Raw genomic sequence first — 13,909 nt, 5'->3', positions numbered from 1 at the left:
GACGGTAATCGCGGCAAAGTCGCCCTCATGCTTCACGTCCTGGCCGTCGACGATGAACGCCCCGCCTTGGAGGAGCTGACCTATCTCCTCCGCAGGGATCCGCGCATCGGCCAGGTCAGCTGCGCGGGCGACGCGTCGTCCGCGCTGCGTGACCTGAGCCGGATGCTCGTCGAGGGCGAGCGCCTCGACGCCGTGTTCCTCGACATCCGGATGCCCGGGCTCGACGGGCTCGACTTCACCCGCCTGCTGACCGGCTTCGCCGCGCCCCCGCACGTGGTCTTCGTGACCGCCCACGACGACTGCGCCGTCACCGCCTACGAGCTGGGCGCCCTCGACTACCTGCTGAAGCCCGTCCGGCCCGAGCGGCTCGCCGAGTCGGTCCGCCGGGTCGCCGTGGCCGCCCGGCGGACCGCCCCGCCGGACGAGGACGGCCGCGACCCCGAGGACGAGATGATCCCCGTCGAGCTCGGCGGGCGCACCCGGCTCGTCTCCCGCCGGTCGGTCACCCACGTCGAGGCACAGGGCGACTACGTGCGGCTGCACACCGCCGACGGCGGCTACCTGGTCCGCATGCCGCTCTCGGCGCTGACCAAGCGGTGGGAGGACGCCGGGTTCATCCGGATCCACCGCAGCACCCTGGTCGCGTCCGCGCACGTCACCGAGCTGCGCTTCGACGGCGGCCGCGCGGCCGTCCAGATCGGGGACGAACTGCTGCAGGTCAGCCGCCGCCACACCCGCGAGGTACGGGACCGCCTGGTCCGCAAGTTCCACCGGCCGTGCGGAGACGACGACGCCGCGGAGGACGACGGCGATGACCGATGACCGCCCCGTCGCGGTCCCGGGAACACCCGGCCCCGGCCCGCCCCACCTCGTCCCGCCCCGCCCCGTCCCGGCCCCCGCCCCGGCCGACCCCGGCCCGCCGGTCTCCGGCTCACCCGACATCGGGACGGCCGACACCGGGCCGCCGGTCTTCGTCGGGGGTGGTCGCGGGGCGGGCGAGGTGCGAGCCCTCATCCGCACCCAGCTGCGCATCGCCCTGGGGACCTGCGCGATCGTCATGATCACGGTGACGGGCCTGCCCGTGCTGCTGGCCACCGTCCCGGCGGTCGCGCGGGCGCGCGTGCACGGCGTCCCGCTGTGGTGGCTCGTCCTCGCTCTCGGCGTCCAGCCCCTCTGGATCGCCGTCTCGCAGTGGCAGCTGCGGCGTGCCGAGCGGGCGGAACGCGACCTGGCGAGACCGGTGGGCCATCCGTGACCGTGCTGGCCGTGGCGGCCGCCCTCATCGCGCTGGTGGCGGTGCTGGGGATGACGGCCGTCCTCGGCCTGTACGGCCGCCGCTCCGCCCGCACCACCTCCGACTTCCTGGTCGCCTCGCGGGGCGTCACCCCCTGGTGGAACGCCTCGGCGGTCAGCGGCGAATACCTCTCCGCCGCCGCCTACCTCGGCACCGCGGGGCTGGTGCTCGCCTACGGCGCCGACATGCTGTGGCTCCCCATCGCCGGGACCGCCGGATACGTGCTGCTCCTGGCGTTCGTCACCGCCCCGCTGCGCAGGTCCGGCGCCTACACCGTCTCCGACTTCGCCGAATGGCGGCTCGGCTCGCGGGCCGTCCGGCGGATCGTCACCGCCTGCGTCTGCTTCATCGGCTGGTTCTACCTGCTGCCGCAGTTCCAGGGCGCCGGAGTGACGCTGCACCTGCTGACCGGCGCGCCCGCCTGGACGGGCTGGGCCGTCGTGGTCGCCGTCGTGCTGCTCGCCGTCGCCGCCGGCGGAATGCGCAGCATCACCGCCGTCCAGGCCGTCCAGTTCTGGTTGAAGCTGGTCGCCTTGGCCGTCCCCGCGGTGGCGCTGCTGGCGCTGTGGAACCTCGACGGCCGGCCCGACCCGGTGACGGACGGCACACCCCGTTTCGAGCGGACCACCCGGGTGCAGGTGCACACCGACGCCACCGTCACCGTGCCGGCGGCGGTCACCGTCACCGCCCGGGGACGGGTCGACGGCACCGTCCACGACGGCGACCCGGTGCCGCTCGCGCCCGGCCGCCACACCATCGGCCGGGGAACCGAGGTCGTCTTCCCCGCCGGGACGGCGGTGCCGCACGCCGGACGGCTGCCCGTGCAGGACGGCGCCGCATGGGTGACCCCGTTCGGGCGCGGCGAGGAACACGACCTCTTCCGCACCTGCTCGGCGCTGCTCGGCATCCTCCTGGGCACGATGGGGCTGCCGCACATCCTGATGCGCTTTTACACCAGCACCTCCGGAAGCGCCGCACGCCGCACCGCCGCGTTCGTCCCCTGCCTGCTCGCGCTGTTCTCCGTGTTCCCCGTCCTGTACGGGACGCTGGGGCGCCTCTACGCCCCCGAACTGCTCATGACCGGCGACACCGACGCGACCCTCCTGCTGCTCCCGCAGCGGATGTTCCCCGGGCCCGCAGGTGCGCTGCTCACCGGCCTGATCACCGCCGGGGCCTTCGCCGCGTTCATCTCCACGTCCTGTGGAATCGTCGTGGCCCTCGCCGGGACGCTCTCCCAGTGCACACGCCGCTCCGGCGGCGTCACCGCGTTCCGCGCCGGCGTCGTCGCCGCCCTGGCCGCACCGCTCGCCGTCCTGCCCGCGATCGGGACGCACGGCGCGGCCACCCTGGTCACGATGGCGCTCAGCGTGTCCGCGTGCTCCCTGTGCCCGCTCCTCGTCCTCGGCATCTGGTGGCGCGGCCTCACCGCCGCGGGCGCCGCCGCCGGCCTGCTCACCGGCGGCGGCCTGGCCGCCACCGCGGGCGTCACCCGGCTGTTCTCCGGCGGCTGGACGGGCTGGTCCGCCGCCGTCCTGACCCAGCCCACCCTCGTCCTCGCACCGGCCGTCTTCGCCGTCATGGTCGCCGTGTCGCTGCTGACCCGCCGCCGCGTGCCCCGCCGCGCCGACCGGGCGCTGATGAAACTGCACCTCCCGGAGGACACGACCGCACGCTGAACGTCCGTAAATCGTCGACGACCGCTCGCCGCCCGCCGTGGACCGTTCCCACCGACCGCTCGTCCCGGAACATCGACCGCTCACCGTATGAACACGCTACGTACATCTCTGACTACGTACCGCTTATCGAGAGCCGCGTTTTCCTGGTGCCGATCGACCGCACCGGACCCCTAGTGTTCTCAGTGGCACCACACGCCACACCGCTCCCGGAGGGCGGGCGGCCGGAAAGCGGCCCACACCGCCGCACCACCGCGAACCTCCCACAACAGCAAATCCGGAGATCCGGCGCACGCCAGTCGAACGCCGGATCATGCGCCGCTGGATCCCGTACCGGGGGGGTGGGATCCGGTGGCCTGTGGCTCGGGCGCCGCTGAACAGTCGGGGGGTTGTTCATCGGCGCCCGAGTCGTGTTTGTTTTGCAGTGCCCTTGGCGTCGGGCCCTGGGGGCCCTCCTTCGGCGGGCACTGCGTGCGATCGCTGCATCGCTCCGAACTCGCCTTGCGGCTCGCTGCGCGATCAGGTTTCTCGCTTCGCTCGAAACCTGCCTTCGGACGCGATCGCGACGGTTCTGGTCGTTGCGTGGTGCGCTGGTGGCCGGTGCCGCCGCAGCAGACGGTTCCGGTCTGTGCGCACCTGTGTCAGTGGGGGGTGTCGCGTAGGTGTTTTAGGGTTTTTATGTCTTTGGCGTGGGGGGCGGGGGCTCGGCCCGGGGTTTCGATGATGAAGGGGAGGCCGGTCACGGCGGGGTGGCGGAACAGGTCGGCGAAGGGCTGTTCGCCGATCATGCCGGCGCCGATGTTCTGATGGCGGTCCCGGGTGGAGCCGCAGGGGTCCATCGAGTCGTTGGCGTGGACGAGTTTCAGGCGGCCCTCGCCGACCGTGGCGACCAGGGCGTCGATGGTGTCCTTGACGCCGCCGGGGGCGGCCAGGTCGTGGCCCGCGGCGAACGCGTGGCAGGTGTCGAAGCACACGCCGAGCTTCGGATGGTGTTCGAGGCGCTCGAAGAACGGGCCGAGGTCCTGGACCTTCCGGCAGAGCATCCCGGCCCGGCCGGCCATGGGTTCGAGGAGCAGGTCCGGGCCGTCGTCGGGGATCTCCTCCAGGAGGGGGAGGACCTGGTCGTGCACCTGGGCCATGGCCTCGTCGTAGGTCTGGGTCACCGCGGAGCCGGTGTGGACGACGACGCCGCGGGCGCCGATGGCCCGGCCGCGGACCAGGGAGTGGCGGACCGTCGCGATCGACTTCGCGAGGGTCTCCTCGGACGGCGAGCCGAAGTTGACCAGATACGGGGCGTGGACGTAGACGGGGACGCCGGCGCGGCGCAGCTTCTCGTCCTCGGCGGGCTTGCCCTCGGGGAGGGCCCAGCCGCGCGGGTTCGCCACGAACACCTGGACGGCTTCCGCGCCGATCTCGGCGGCGTACTTCAGGCCGCCGGTGGCCAGGCCACCGGCCACGGGGACATGGGCCCCGACGGGGCTCTGAGGTGAGGTCATGACCGGCTCAGCCTATCCGGTCACGGCCCCTTGACGATGGTGACGGTGGAGCCCCGCGGGGCCTCGCCGCTGCTCGGGGACTGGAACCGGACGATGTCGCCGCCGAAGCCCGTCACATTGACCTTGAAGCCGGATTCCTTGAGGGCCTTCTTGGCGTCGCCCACGGTGCGGCCGGTCATGTTCGGCACCGGGACGTTCTGTTCGCTGCCGTCGTCGCAGCCGAACTGGAACGGGCCCGCGTCGACGAGGCAGTCGCGCTTGTTGACGACGATCGTGACCTCGTCGCCGCGGGAGACGCCGGTGCCCTCGGACGGGGCCTGGTCGATCACGGAGTTCGGTTCCTTGCCTTCGACCTGCCTCTTCTCCACCTTGACGTTGAGGCCCATCGAACGCAGCTGGTTGGCGGCGGCGTCGCCGTTCTCGCCGATGAGGCCGGGCATGGACATGCCGGTGGAGACGATGACGGCGACCGGGTCGTCGGGGGACTGCTTCTCCCCGGCCTCCGGGTCGGTGCCGATGACCCTGTCCTTGGCGACGGTCTGGGACGGCGTGGTGCTCGTCCGGCCGACCTTGAAGCCCTCGTTCTCGAGGGCCTGCTTGGCCTCGGGCAGGGTCTTGCCCTCGACGTCCGGCACCTCTCGGGGCGTGATGCCCTTGGACGGCGTCAGCGTGATGGTCTCGCCCTGGGCGATGCGGGCGCCGGCGGGCGGGTCGGACTTGACGACGTTGCCCTTGTGGACCCGGTCGTCGTAGACGGGTTCCGCGGTCCGCACGTCGAGGCCGGCGCTCTCCAGCTGGTCGCGGGCGTCGGAGACCTTCATCCCGATGATCGATTGCGGGACGTGCTCGTACTGCCCGGACGTCTGGTACCAGACGGCCCAGCCGAGGATGAGCGCCGCGATCGCGCCGATGGCGACCAGGACGTAGCGGCCGGTGAGCGCCCCGATGGCGCGGTCGGCCCTGGTGCGCCCGGGGATGTGCTCGGGCGGGTAGTCGGGGGGCAGGGTGCTGCGGTCCAGGACGGCCGTGCGCCCGCCGAGGGGGGCCTCCAGCACGCTCGTGGCGTTGCGGGAGGCCTCCTCGAGGCGCCGGTCGAAGTCGCGGGGGAGGCCGCCGAACACCTCGGCGACCTCGGCGTGGTACTGGTTCGCGTCGACCGGGCGGCGCGCCGGGTCGTGGCTCGTCGCGTCGGTGACCAGGGCGTCCACCTGCGGCGGCAGGCCGGGGACGACGCTGGACGGCGGCGGGACGGTCTCGTTGACGTGCTTGTACGCAACGGCGAGCGGGGTGTCGCCCCGGTGGGGGAGATGCCCGGTGACCAGCTCGAACAGCATGACGCCGGCGGCGTACACGTCGGAGCGGACGTCGGCGTTGCCGGCCAGCACCTGCTCGGGCGCCAGGTAGCCGACCGTCCCGATGATCATCCCGGTCTTGGTCATCTTGCTCGCGGTCTCGGCCCGGGCGAGGCCGAAGTCGGCGACCTTGACCTGGCCGTCCTCGGTGATCAGCACGTTCTCGGGCTTGACGTCGCGGTGCACGAGACCGGCCCGGTGCGCCGCGCCGAGGGCGGCGAGCACCGGCTGCATGATCTCCAGCGCGGCGCGGGGGCCGAGCCGGCCGAGCGAGGTCAGCGCGTCGCGCAGCGTCTGCCCGGCGACGTACTCCATCACCAGGAAGACGTGCTCGCCGTCGGTGCGCTGGTCGTACACGGCGACGACGTTCGGGTGGGACAGCGCCGCCGCGGCCTTGGCCTCACCGATGAAGCGGGCGACGAAGTCCTCGTCGGAGGCGAGTCCGGCGTGCATCACCTTGATCGCGACGATGCGGTCGAGCCTGATGTCGCGCGCGACGTAGACCGTGGCCATGCCGCCGCGCGCGATGCGGGACTCAATGCGGTAGCGCCCGTCGAGCACCCGCCCGACGAGTGGATCAGCAACCGTCGTGTCCATCGATGCGAGTTTACGGGCGAATCCCCGTGGATCCCATCAGTCCCGAGTATGAGCCTCGACGAGAACGGAGGGTGACTCCTGCGCGCCGGCCGGCTTCGGCGGGACGCGGCGGCGGCTGCGGGAGACGGCCACTCCGGCGAGGCACAGCAGACCGCCGCCGAGGGTGATCAGGCCGGGGACCTCACCGAGGAACAGCCACGACATCAGCACGACGATGGCCGGGACGGCGTAGGTGGTGGCGCCCATCTTCCCGGCGGACGTGCGGGCCAGCGCGTATCCCCAGGTGGTGAACGCGATGGCGGTGGGGAAGACGCCCAGGTAGACCATATTGAGGGTGGCGCCGGCCGGGGCTTCGGCGGCCTCGGAGACGAGCTGCCAGGAGAACGGCAGGCAGACGAGGGCTCCGATCGCGCAGGCGAACGTGGTGAACTGCAGCGCCGAGGCGTGCCGGAGGGCGGGCTTCTGGCTGACGACGCCCGCCGCGTAGGTGACGGCGGCGAACAGGCAGAGCAGGACGCCGAGGACGGACGAGCCGCCCTCGCCGGACATCGACAGCCCGACGACGGCGGCGCCGGCGAACGACACCACCAGGCCGGCCATCAGCCGGGGCGGCAGCCCCTCCTTCAGCAGCCAGCCGCCGAGGAGGGCGATGAGGATGGGCCCGATGTTGACGACCAGGGCGGCGGTGCCCGCGTCCACGAGCTGCTCGCCCCAGTTCAGAGCGACCATGTAGGCGCCGAACCACAGAATGCCCGCGGCGATGATGCCGGGCCATGCGCCCTTGGGCGGAAGTCCTTCGCGCCGGACTAGCCACAGCGCGCCGAGCACGACCGTCCCGGAGAGGAGGCGGCCGAGGGCGAGGGCGCCGGGGCTGTACTCGGCGCCGGCGCTGCGGATGGAGACGAACGCGGAGGCCCAGAGCACCACCGTGACCGTGGCGGCCGCCACCGCGAGCCTGTCGATGCCCGGCGCGGCCGCCTGCGGGCTGTCCTGCTGCATGTGTCGCACCTTAGGTATGGGACGTTTCCATGAACACCGAGGAAACGTGCCGGGTTGCGGCGCACGGCCCGGTGCATCGCATCAGTCTCACGGTGCGAACATTTCAGGTCCAGCGAATATTTCTATAACCGAATCTTTAGCGCTGCTACGACGTTGCGAGGCCCTCGAACGGCGACGACGCCTGGGCGTAGCGGCGCTTGGGGATCCGCCCGGCCAGCCGGGCGAGCCGCCCGGCCTCGACCGCGTGCCGCATCGCGGCGGCCATCCGCGCGGGCGACTGCGCGCGGGTGACGGCGGTCGCGAGCAGCACCGCGTCACAGCCCAGCTCCATGGCCAGGGCGGCGTCGGACGCGGTGCCGAGCCCCGCGTCCAGGATGACCGGGACGCCCGCACGCTCGACGATCAGCTCGATGTTGTGCGGGTTGCGGATGCCGAGCCCCGACCCGATCGGGGAGCCGAGCGGCATCACGGCGGCGCACCCGGCCTGCTCCAGGCGACGCGCGAGGACGGGGTCGTCATTGGTGTACGGCAGCACGGTGAACCCGTCGTCGACGAGCTGCTCCGCGGCGTCGGCCAGCTCGATCGGGTCGGGCAGCAGCGTGTGCTCGTCCGCGATGACCTCCAGCTTGACCCAGTTCGTGCCGAGCGCCTCCCGGGCGAGCTTGGCGGTGAGGACCGCCTCGCCCGCGGTGAAGCAGCCGGCCGTGTTCGGCAGCACGCGGATCCCGCACTCGCTCAGGACGTCCAGCACCGAGCCGCGCGCGGACGGGTCCACCCGCCGCATCGCGACCGTGGTCAGCTCCGTCCCGGACGCGGTGAGCGCCTCCCGCAGCACCCGCATGCTGGGCGCGCCCCCGGTCCCCATGATCAGCCGGGACCCGAGCTCCTCGCCCGCGATGACCAGCCTGTCACCGTCCATCTCACCCTCCCTGTACGGCGTCTTTGCGGGGGGACGACCCCCCACACCCCCCGGAGCGGGGGGTGAGCGGCCCATTCCACTTCGCTGCGCTCCGTTCCATGCGCCGCTCACCCTCCCTGTACGGCGGTCAGCACTTCCAGCCGGTCGTCGTCGCGCACCGCCGTCGACTCCCACGCGGACCGGCGGACGACCTCGTCGTTCAGCGCGGCGGCCACGCCGGTCCGGGCGGCGGTGACGGACGCGACCACCTCGGCCACGCTGGCGCCCTCGGGCAGCTCGCGCGGCTCACCATTGACGAACACCTTCATCAGTGCACCTCGGCGGAGAATCGGTCGGGGGAGAACGGCACGGCGACGCCGGGGACGGACCCGCCCAGCAGCATCGCCGACAGGATGTCGGCGCTCACCGGGGTGAGCAGGATGCCGTTGCGGAAATGCCCGGTGCCGACGACGAGGCCGGGAAGCGCGGACGGGCCCATCACGGGCGCGTTGTCGGGGGAGCCGGGGCGCAGCCCGGCCGAGACCTCGGCGAACTCCAGTTCGGTGATGCCGGGCAGCAGTTCACGGGCGTCCCGCAGCAGCTCCCAGAGGCCGCCGGCGGTGACGCGCATGTCGAAGCCGAGTTCCTCCTGCGTGGCGCCAAGGACGATCTCGCCGTCCGTGCGCGGCACCAGGTAGACCGACGAGCCCCTCACCAGCCCGCGGGTGGCGCGGCCCAGGAACGGCGTGCGGGTGCGGAGCCGGATCACCTGGCCCTTCACCGGGCGGACGGGTGGAACGGTCCCGGGAGGCAGGCCCTCGAGGTCGCCCGACCAGGAACCGGCGGCCAGCAGGATCCGGTCGGCGGGGATCACCGTCCCGTCGTCCAGCCGTGCCCCTGTCGCCGCGTCGTTCGCCACGGCGATGCCGGTGGCCCGCCGACGGACGAGCCGGACGCCCGTCCTCCCGGCCGCGGAGAGGAGGGCGGCGGTCAGCCTGCGCGGGTCGACCGAGCCGTCCTCGGGGGCGTGCAGGCCGCCGCGGACGCCGGGGGCGAGCATCGGCTCCAGCCTCCGGCACTCCCGTCCGGTCAGCGCCTCGGCGGGAATGCCGAGGGTCTCCTGGAAGCGGCGCAGGTCGTCCAGGTACTTCAGGTCGTCGGAGTCGAAGGCCACCTGGAGGATCCCGTCGGTGCGGTAGCCGGTCTCCAGGCCGGTCAGCTCCTCCAGTTCGGCGACGAACGCGCCGTACCGGTCGCGGGAGGCGAGGCCGAGCCGCAGCAGCGGCTCCTCGCCGTAGGTCACCTCGCTGACCGGGGTCAGCATGCCCGCCGCCACCGACGAGGCGCCGCTCGCCGGCTCGGGGTCGACGAGGGTGACGCGGGCGCCGCCCGCCGCCGCCCGCCAGGCGGTCGCCAGTCCGATGACCCCGGCGCCTATGATCACGATCTCCATGCGCGCTCCCTTCGCCGGCATGATCCGGATCAGGTCGTGGCGGTCGGCGGCCCGTTCCAGCCGCCCTCTCAGCCCGGTCGCACCGGACTCCCGCGCTCTGTCCAGCCACTCTACGACCTCGGTAAAGTGCGCAGCTGTCTGGACACTCGTCCAATCCTCGATCGGGCCCCGTTAGGCTGACCTTATGGAGAGGGTCATCGTGGTGGGCGGAGGGCTGGCGGGCGTGCGCGCCGTCGAGGTCCTGAGGAACAAGGGGTACGAGGGCGGGCTGACCCTCGTCTCGGCCGAGCGGCACCGGCCCTACGACCGGCCGCCGCTGTCCAAGGCCGTCCTCGCGGGCGACTCCGACGACACGACCGTCGACGTCGACTGGGACGCCCTGCGCTGCGACCTGCTCCTCGGCGAGCGCGCCACCGGCCTGCGCCTGGACGATCCGGGGCGCGGCGGCGTCGTCGCGTCCACGGCGGGCGACCTTCCGTTCGACGGGCTGGTCATCGCGACCGGGGCCGTCCCGGTCACGCTGCCCGGGGACGGGCGCCAGCACGTCCTGCGCACCGTCGACGAGGCCCGCGAGCTGCGGTCCCGGCTCACCGAGGGCGCGCGGATCGTCATCGTCGGGGCGGGCTGGATCGGCGCCGAGGTCGCGACCACCGCCGCCCGGAAGGGCTGCGCCGTGACCGTCGTCGAGGCCTCCGACACCCCGCTCGCGGGCGCGATCGGCCCCGAGGTGGGCGCGCTCACCGCCCCCTGGTACGCCGAGGCTGGCGTCGAACTGCGCACCGGCGTCAAGGTCGCGGCGGTGCAGGACGGCGGTCTCCTCCTGGCCGGCGGCACCGCGATCGAGGCGGACGAGGTCGTCGTCGGCATCGGCGTCCGGCCGGCCCTGTCCTGGCTGGAGGGCTCGGGGCTGCTGCTGGAGCGCGGCGTCGTGACCGACGGCTCGTTCCGCGCCTACCAGGGCGAGGAGGAGCCCGGCTCCCTCCGCCCCGACGTCGTGGCGGTCGGCGACTGCGCGGCGTGGTGGTCGCGGCGGTACGGGCGGCGGCTCGTCATCGAGCACTGGGACACCGCCCTCAACGCCCCCGAGGTGGCCGCCGCGACCCTCCTCGGCGAGGACGCACTGTACGACGCCGTCCCGTACTTCTGGTCCGAGCAGTTCGGACGCATGGTGCAGTACACGGGCAGCCACGGCGCGTCCGAGCGGATCGTCCGCCGCGGCGACCCGTCCGGCCGCAAATGGGCGGTGGCGTGGCTGACCGGCGACCGCCTCGACGCGGTCCTCACCGTCGACCGCCCCCGCGACCTGGTGCAGGCGCGGCGCGTCATCGCCGCCGGTACGCCCGTGGACCCCGGCGCGATCGCCGACCCCGACGTGCCCGTCCGGCAGGCCGTTCGCCAATAGCGATCGCCGCCGGAACGTTACGGCTGTGCAGGGGGTTTGAGGGTTCCGAAGGAGTGGTAGCAAGGGGGCGTGACGCAGATGCACGCAACCGTTGACAGCGCACTCGACCCCCGGACCGACGCCCTCGCGGGCGAATGGCTCTCCCTGCGGGAGGCCGCCGAGCGACTCGGGATCAAGCCCAACCGGATCAAGCAGCTCATCAGCGAGCACAGGCTCCTGGCGGTGCGCCGGGAAGGAAGCCCCATGGTGCCCGCCGCCTTCATCAAGGACGGTCAGGTCATCAAGGGGCTGCCGGGCACGCTGACGCTCCTGTCGGACGCGGGCTACGACGACGTGGAGACGATCCGCTGGCTGTTCACCGCCGACGACACGCTGCCGGGGACGCCCGTGGACGCGCTCACCGAGAACCGGGGGACCGAGGTCCGCCGCCGCGCCCAGGCGCTGGCCTTCTAGGGCGCCCCCCGCGCCTTCCGGTCCGCGCCTTCCGGCCCGCCCGCCGAGGGCCGGCCCGGGATCCAACCGAAGACAGCGCACGTGACACGATCGCGGGGTCGCGCGCGACGGGACGTGACCGCCGCGCGACCCCGCGATCTCTCTGTGAAAGGACGGACTCCGGCCGTGTCCAGGCATCTCCCCTCCGAACGCGCCGTCGCACTGCGCGCCCGGCTCAGCCGGGCCCGCCTCTACCTCTGCACGGACGCGAGAGAGCGCCAGGGGGACCTGCCCGCCTTCCTGGACGCCGTGCTCGCGCGCGGCGTCGACCTCGTCCAGCTCCGCCAGAAGGGCCTGGAGGCGCGGCAGGAGATGGAGTACCTGGAGATCTTCCGGGCGGCCTGCGACCGGCACGGGGCGCTGCTCGCGGTCAACGACCGGGCCGACATCGCGCACGCCGTCGGCGCCGACGTGCTGCATCTCGGCCAGGACGACCTGCCGGTGGCCGCCGCCCGCGCGATCGTCGGCGGCGACATGCTGATCGGCCGATCCACGCACTCGGGCGAGCAGGCGTCCGCGGCCGCCGCCGAGCCGGGCGTCGACTACTTCTGCGCGGGGCCGGTGTGGCCGACCCCGACCAAGCCGGGCCGTCCCGCACCCGGCCCCAAGCTGCTCGAGTACGTCGCGGCGCAGCGCGTCGCGCGGCCCTGGTTCGCGATCGGCGGGATCGACCTCGGCAACCTCGGCGCGGTGACGGCGGCGGGCGCGAGCCGGGTCGTGGTGGTACGGGCGATCACCGAGGCGGGCGATCCGGGCGCCGCCGCGGCGGAGTTCGCCCGCCGGCTCGCCGGCTGACCCTCCTTGTCAGCGTTTGACCTGGATCACAGTGCGGGCCGGGGTCCGATCGCGGACAATGGGATCATGAGCGTTGGACCCGACGACGACCGGACGGTGGATCTCGGCGACGAGCTGGAGATCCTGCCCGACCAGACCTCCGACGACACCGACGTCGGATGGGGCGAGTGGCGCGGCGGCGACGACGACTCGCGCCTGCTGGAGGAGCGCCCGCCGCACTGGTGACGCCGGTCGCACTGGTGACGCCGGGCGCAGGCCGGACGGGCGCCGGCTAGAAGAGCATGCCCAGCACGAACCCGGAGACGACCACGGCCGCGAGCGCGACCATCATCCGCCACCGGTAGCGCGGGATCCTGGTCGGCCGCGGTTTCGCCATCGGTCCCTGCCCTTCGCGTAGCGCGCGGACGATCTGCGGCGCGGTCGGCCGGGCGGCGGGGTTCTTGTCCAGGCAGCGGGCCGCGAGGTCGCGCAGCGGGCCCGCCATGTCGCCGAGCTCGGGCCTGCGGGACGTGACGCGCCGCATGACGGCCGCGCTCGGGCCGGTGCCGAACGGCGGGCGGCCCGTCGCGGCGAACACCATCGTGGCGCCCCAGGCGAACACGTCCGCGGGCGGCCCGACCGGCTCGTCCTCGATCTGCTCGGGCGCCATGTACGCGGGCGTGCCGACCGGCCCCGTCGTCAGCGGCGTGTCGAGCGCGGCGTCGGCGGTGCGGGCGATGCCGAAGTCGATGACCTTCGCGCCGTCCGGGCCGAGCAGCACGTTGCCGGGCTTGAAGTCGCGGTGCACGATTCCGGCGCGGTGGATCGCGGCCAGCGCCGCCGCCGTCCGGAGCGCGAGCTTGCGCAGCTGCGGCGCGGACAGCGGACCGCCGTCCTCGACGACGTGCTGGAGCGGCGGCCCCTCGACGAACTCGCTGACGATGTAGGGCCGGTCACCGGTCACGTCCGCGTCCAGGACGCGCGCGGTGTGCCGCCCGGACACCTGCAGGGCCGCGTCCGCCTCCTTGACGAAGCGGCTGCGCGCCCGGTCCCCGGCCGCTGTTCCGCCCCGCAGCAGCTTGACGGTGACGAGCTCGCCGTCGCCGTCCCGCCCGAGGTAGACCACGCCCTGCCCGCCCTCGCCGAGCCGCCCGAGCAGCGTGTAGCCGCCGAGGCCGCGCGGGTCGTCGGGGCCGAGCGGCGTCTCGGGCCGCCGGTCCGGCCCGTGCGGCGGACGGGTCGCGCCGCCCCGCCCCGCCCCGTCCGCAGCCAGGGCGGGGCACGGCGGGCGGCCGGAGTGACCGGCGTGCGCCTGGCCGGCCCGCGCGGCGCGGGAGGCGGGACGCGCGGGATGGGCATTCGTCCTCCCGCGGGAGGTGTCGTGCGACAAAAGGGGACTCCGACTCGGCGGGGACGGACGAAGATTTCCTCATTTGTACCGCGTAACCGGGGTGTACGGCAGAGGAACCACGATCTTTC

The 13,909-nt window shown here is 73.4% G+C and carries 14 protein-coding genes and 1 riboswitch; of the genes, 7 read left to right on the top strand and 7 right to left on the bottom strand.

Annotated elements, in window-relative coordinates; genetic code table 11:
* Nucleotides 1-27 precede the first annotated feature (27 nt).
* From AB0C35_RS03545 to AB0C35_RS03535, 3 genes are read left to right on the top strand one after another with little or no spacing between them, the layout of a single operon-like run.
* The gene (locus AB0C35_RS03545) at nt 28-822 is read left to right on the top strand and encodes a LytTR family DNA-binding domain-containing protein (RefSeq protein WP_358450059.1); all 795 of its coding nucleotides are present in this window, start codon (nt 28-30) and stop codon (nt 820-822) included.
* Nucleotides 812-1,255, top strand: a complete 444-nt coding sequence (locus tag AB0C35_RS03540) for a hypothetical protein (RefSeq protein ID WP_358450057.1) — start codon at nt 812-814, stop codon at nt 1,253-1,255. The genes AB0C35_RS03545 and AB0C35_RS03540 overlap by 11 nt, the downstream gene beginning before the upstream one ends.
* Nucleotides 1,252-2,970: a cation acetate symporter gene (locus tag AB0C35_RS03535; protein WP_358450055.1), complete on the top strand. Its 1,719-nt coding sequence runs from the start codon at nt 1,252-1,254 to the stop codon at nt 2,968-2,970. The genes AB0C35_RS03540 and AB0C35_RS03535 overlap by 4 nt, the downstream gene beginning before the upstream one ends.
* Before the next feature lie 638 nt (nt 2,971-3,608).
* Here the strand turns inward: AB0C35_RS03535 and AB0C35_RS03530 are convergent.
* From AB0C35_RS03530 to thiO, 6 genes are all read right to left on the bottom strand, one after another.
* The gene (locus AB0C35_RS03530) at nt 3,609-4,463 is read right to left on the bottom strand and encodes a deoxyribonuclease IV (protein WP_358450053.1); all 855 of its coding nucleotides are present in this window, start codon (nt 4,461-4,463) and stop codon (nt 3,609-3,611) included.
* 20 nt (nt 4,464-4,483) lie between these two features.
* Nucleotides 4,484-6,412, bottom strand: a complete 1,929-nt coding sequence (pknB, locus tag AB0C35_RS03525) for a Stk1 family PASTA domain-containing Ser/Thr kinase (RefSeq protein ID WP_358450051.1) — start codon at nt 6,410-6,412, stop codon at nt 4,484-4,486.
* A 36-nt stretch (nt 6,413-6,448) separates the two neighbouring features.
* Complete coding sequence (locus tag AB0C35_RS03520) at nt 6,449-7,411, bottom strand: EamA family transporter (RefSeq protein ID WP_358450049.1); 963 nt, start codon at nt 7,409-7,411, stop codon at nt 6,449-6,451.
* 145 nt (nt 7,412-7,556) lie between these two features.
* Nucleotides 7,557-8,330 carry a thiazole synthase gene (locus tag AB0C35_RS03515; RefSeq protein ID WP_358450047.1) on the bottom strand — a complete coding sequence of 258 codons (774 nt, stop codon included), beginning with the start codon at nt 8,328-8,330 and terminating at the stop codon, nt 7,557-7,559.
* Nucleotides 8,331-8,437: 107 nt separating this feature from the next.
* Nucleotides 8,438-8,638 carry a sulfur carrier protein ThiS gene (gene thiS / locus AB0C35_RS03510; protein ID WP_358450045.1) on the bottom strand — a complete coding sequence of 67 codons (201 nt, stop codon included), beginning with the start codon at nt 8,636-8,638 and terminating at the stop codon, nt 8,438-8,440.
* Entirely contained in the window at nt 8,638-9,762 is a 1,125-nt protein-coding gene (thiO, locus tag AB0C35_RS03505) for a glycine oxidase ThiO (RefSeq protein ID WP_358450043.1), read from the bottom strand. Before thiO ends, thiS begins: the two co-directional genes overlap by 1 nt.
* Nucleotides 9,752-9,866, bottom strand: a riboswitch (TPP riboswitch). It overlaps the preceding gene by 11 nt.
* Nucleotides 9,867-9,946: 80 nt before the next feature.
* Between thiO and AB0C35_RS03500 the strand changes: the two genes are divergently transcribed.
* The 4 genes from AB0C35_RS03500 to AB0C35_RS03485 all read left to right on the top strand — a co-directional run bounded on the left by AB0C35_RS03500 (nt 9,947) and on the right by AB0C35_RS03485 (nt 12,676).
* Entirely contained in the window at nt 9,947-11,164 is a 1,218-nt protein-coding gene (locus AB0C35_RS03500) for an FAD-dependent oxidoreductase (RefSeq protein WP_358450041.1), read from the top strand.
* A 78-nt stretch (nt 11,165-11,242) separates the two neighbouring features.
* Nucleotides 11,243-11,617 (top strand): Rv2175c family DNA-binding protein, encoded by a 375-nt coding sequence (locus AB0C35_RS03495; protein WP_358450039.1) that lies wholly within the window; start codon nt 11,243-11,245, stop codon nt 11,615-11,617.
* Nucleotides 11,618-11,782: 165 nt separating this feature from the next.
* Nucleotides 11,783-12,451, top strand: coding sequence for a thiamine phosphate synthase (gene thiE / locus AB0C35_RS03490; RefSeq protein WP_358450037.1), 669 nt, complete (start codon nt 11,783-11,785; stop codon nt 12,449-12,451).
* Nucleotides 12,452-12,517: 66 nt separating this feature from the next.
* Complete coding sequence (locus tag AB0C35_RS03485; protein ID WP_358450035.1) at nt 12,518-12,676, top strand: hypothetical protein; 159 nt, start codon at nt 12,518-12,520, stop codon at nt 12,674-12,676.
* A 46-nt stretch (nt 12,677-12,722) separates the two neighbouring features.
* Here AB0C35_RS03485 and AB0C35_RS03480 read toward each other — a convergent pair whose 3' ends face one another.
* A complete protein-coding gene (locus AB0C35_RS03480; protein WP_358450033.1) occupies nt 12,723-13,820 on the bottom strand; it encodes a serine/threonine-protein kinase in 1,098 nt (365 codons plus the stop codon).
* Nucleotides 13,821-13,909 lie beyond the last annotated feature (89 nt).

It is taken from the genome of Spirillospora sp. NPDC048819, assembly GCF_040650055.1.
Lineage (GTDB): Bacteria > Actinomycetota > Actinomycetes > Streptosporangiales > Streptosporangiaceae > Spirillospora.
Note: the sequence above shows the minus strand (reverse complement) of the source record. Positions and strands in the feature narration are given on the sequence as shown.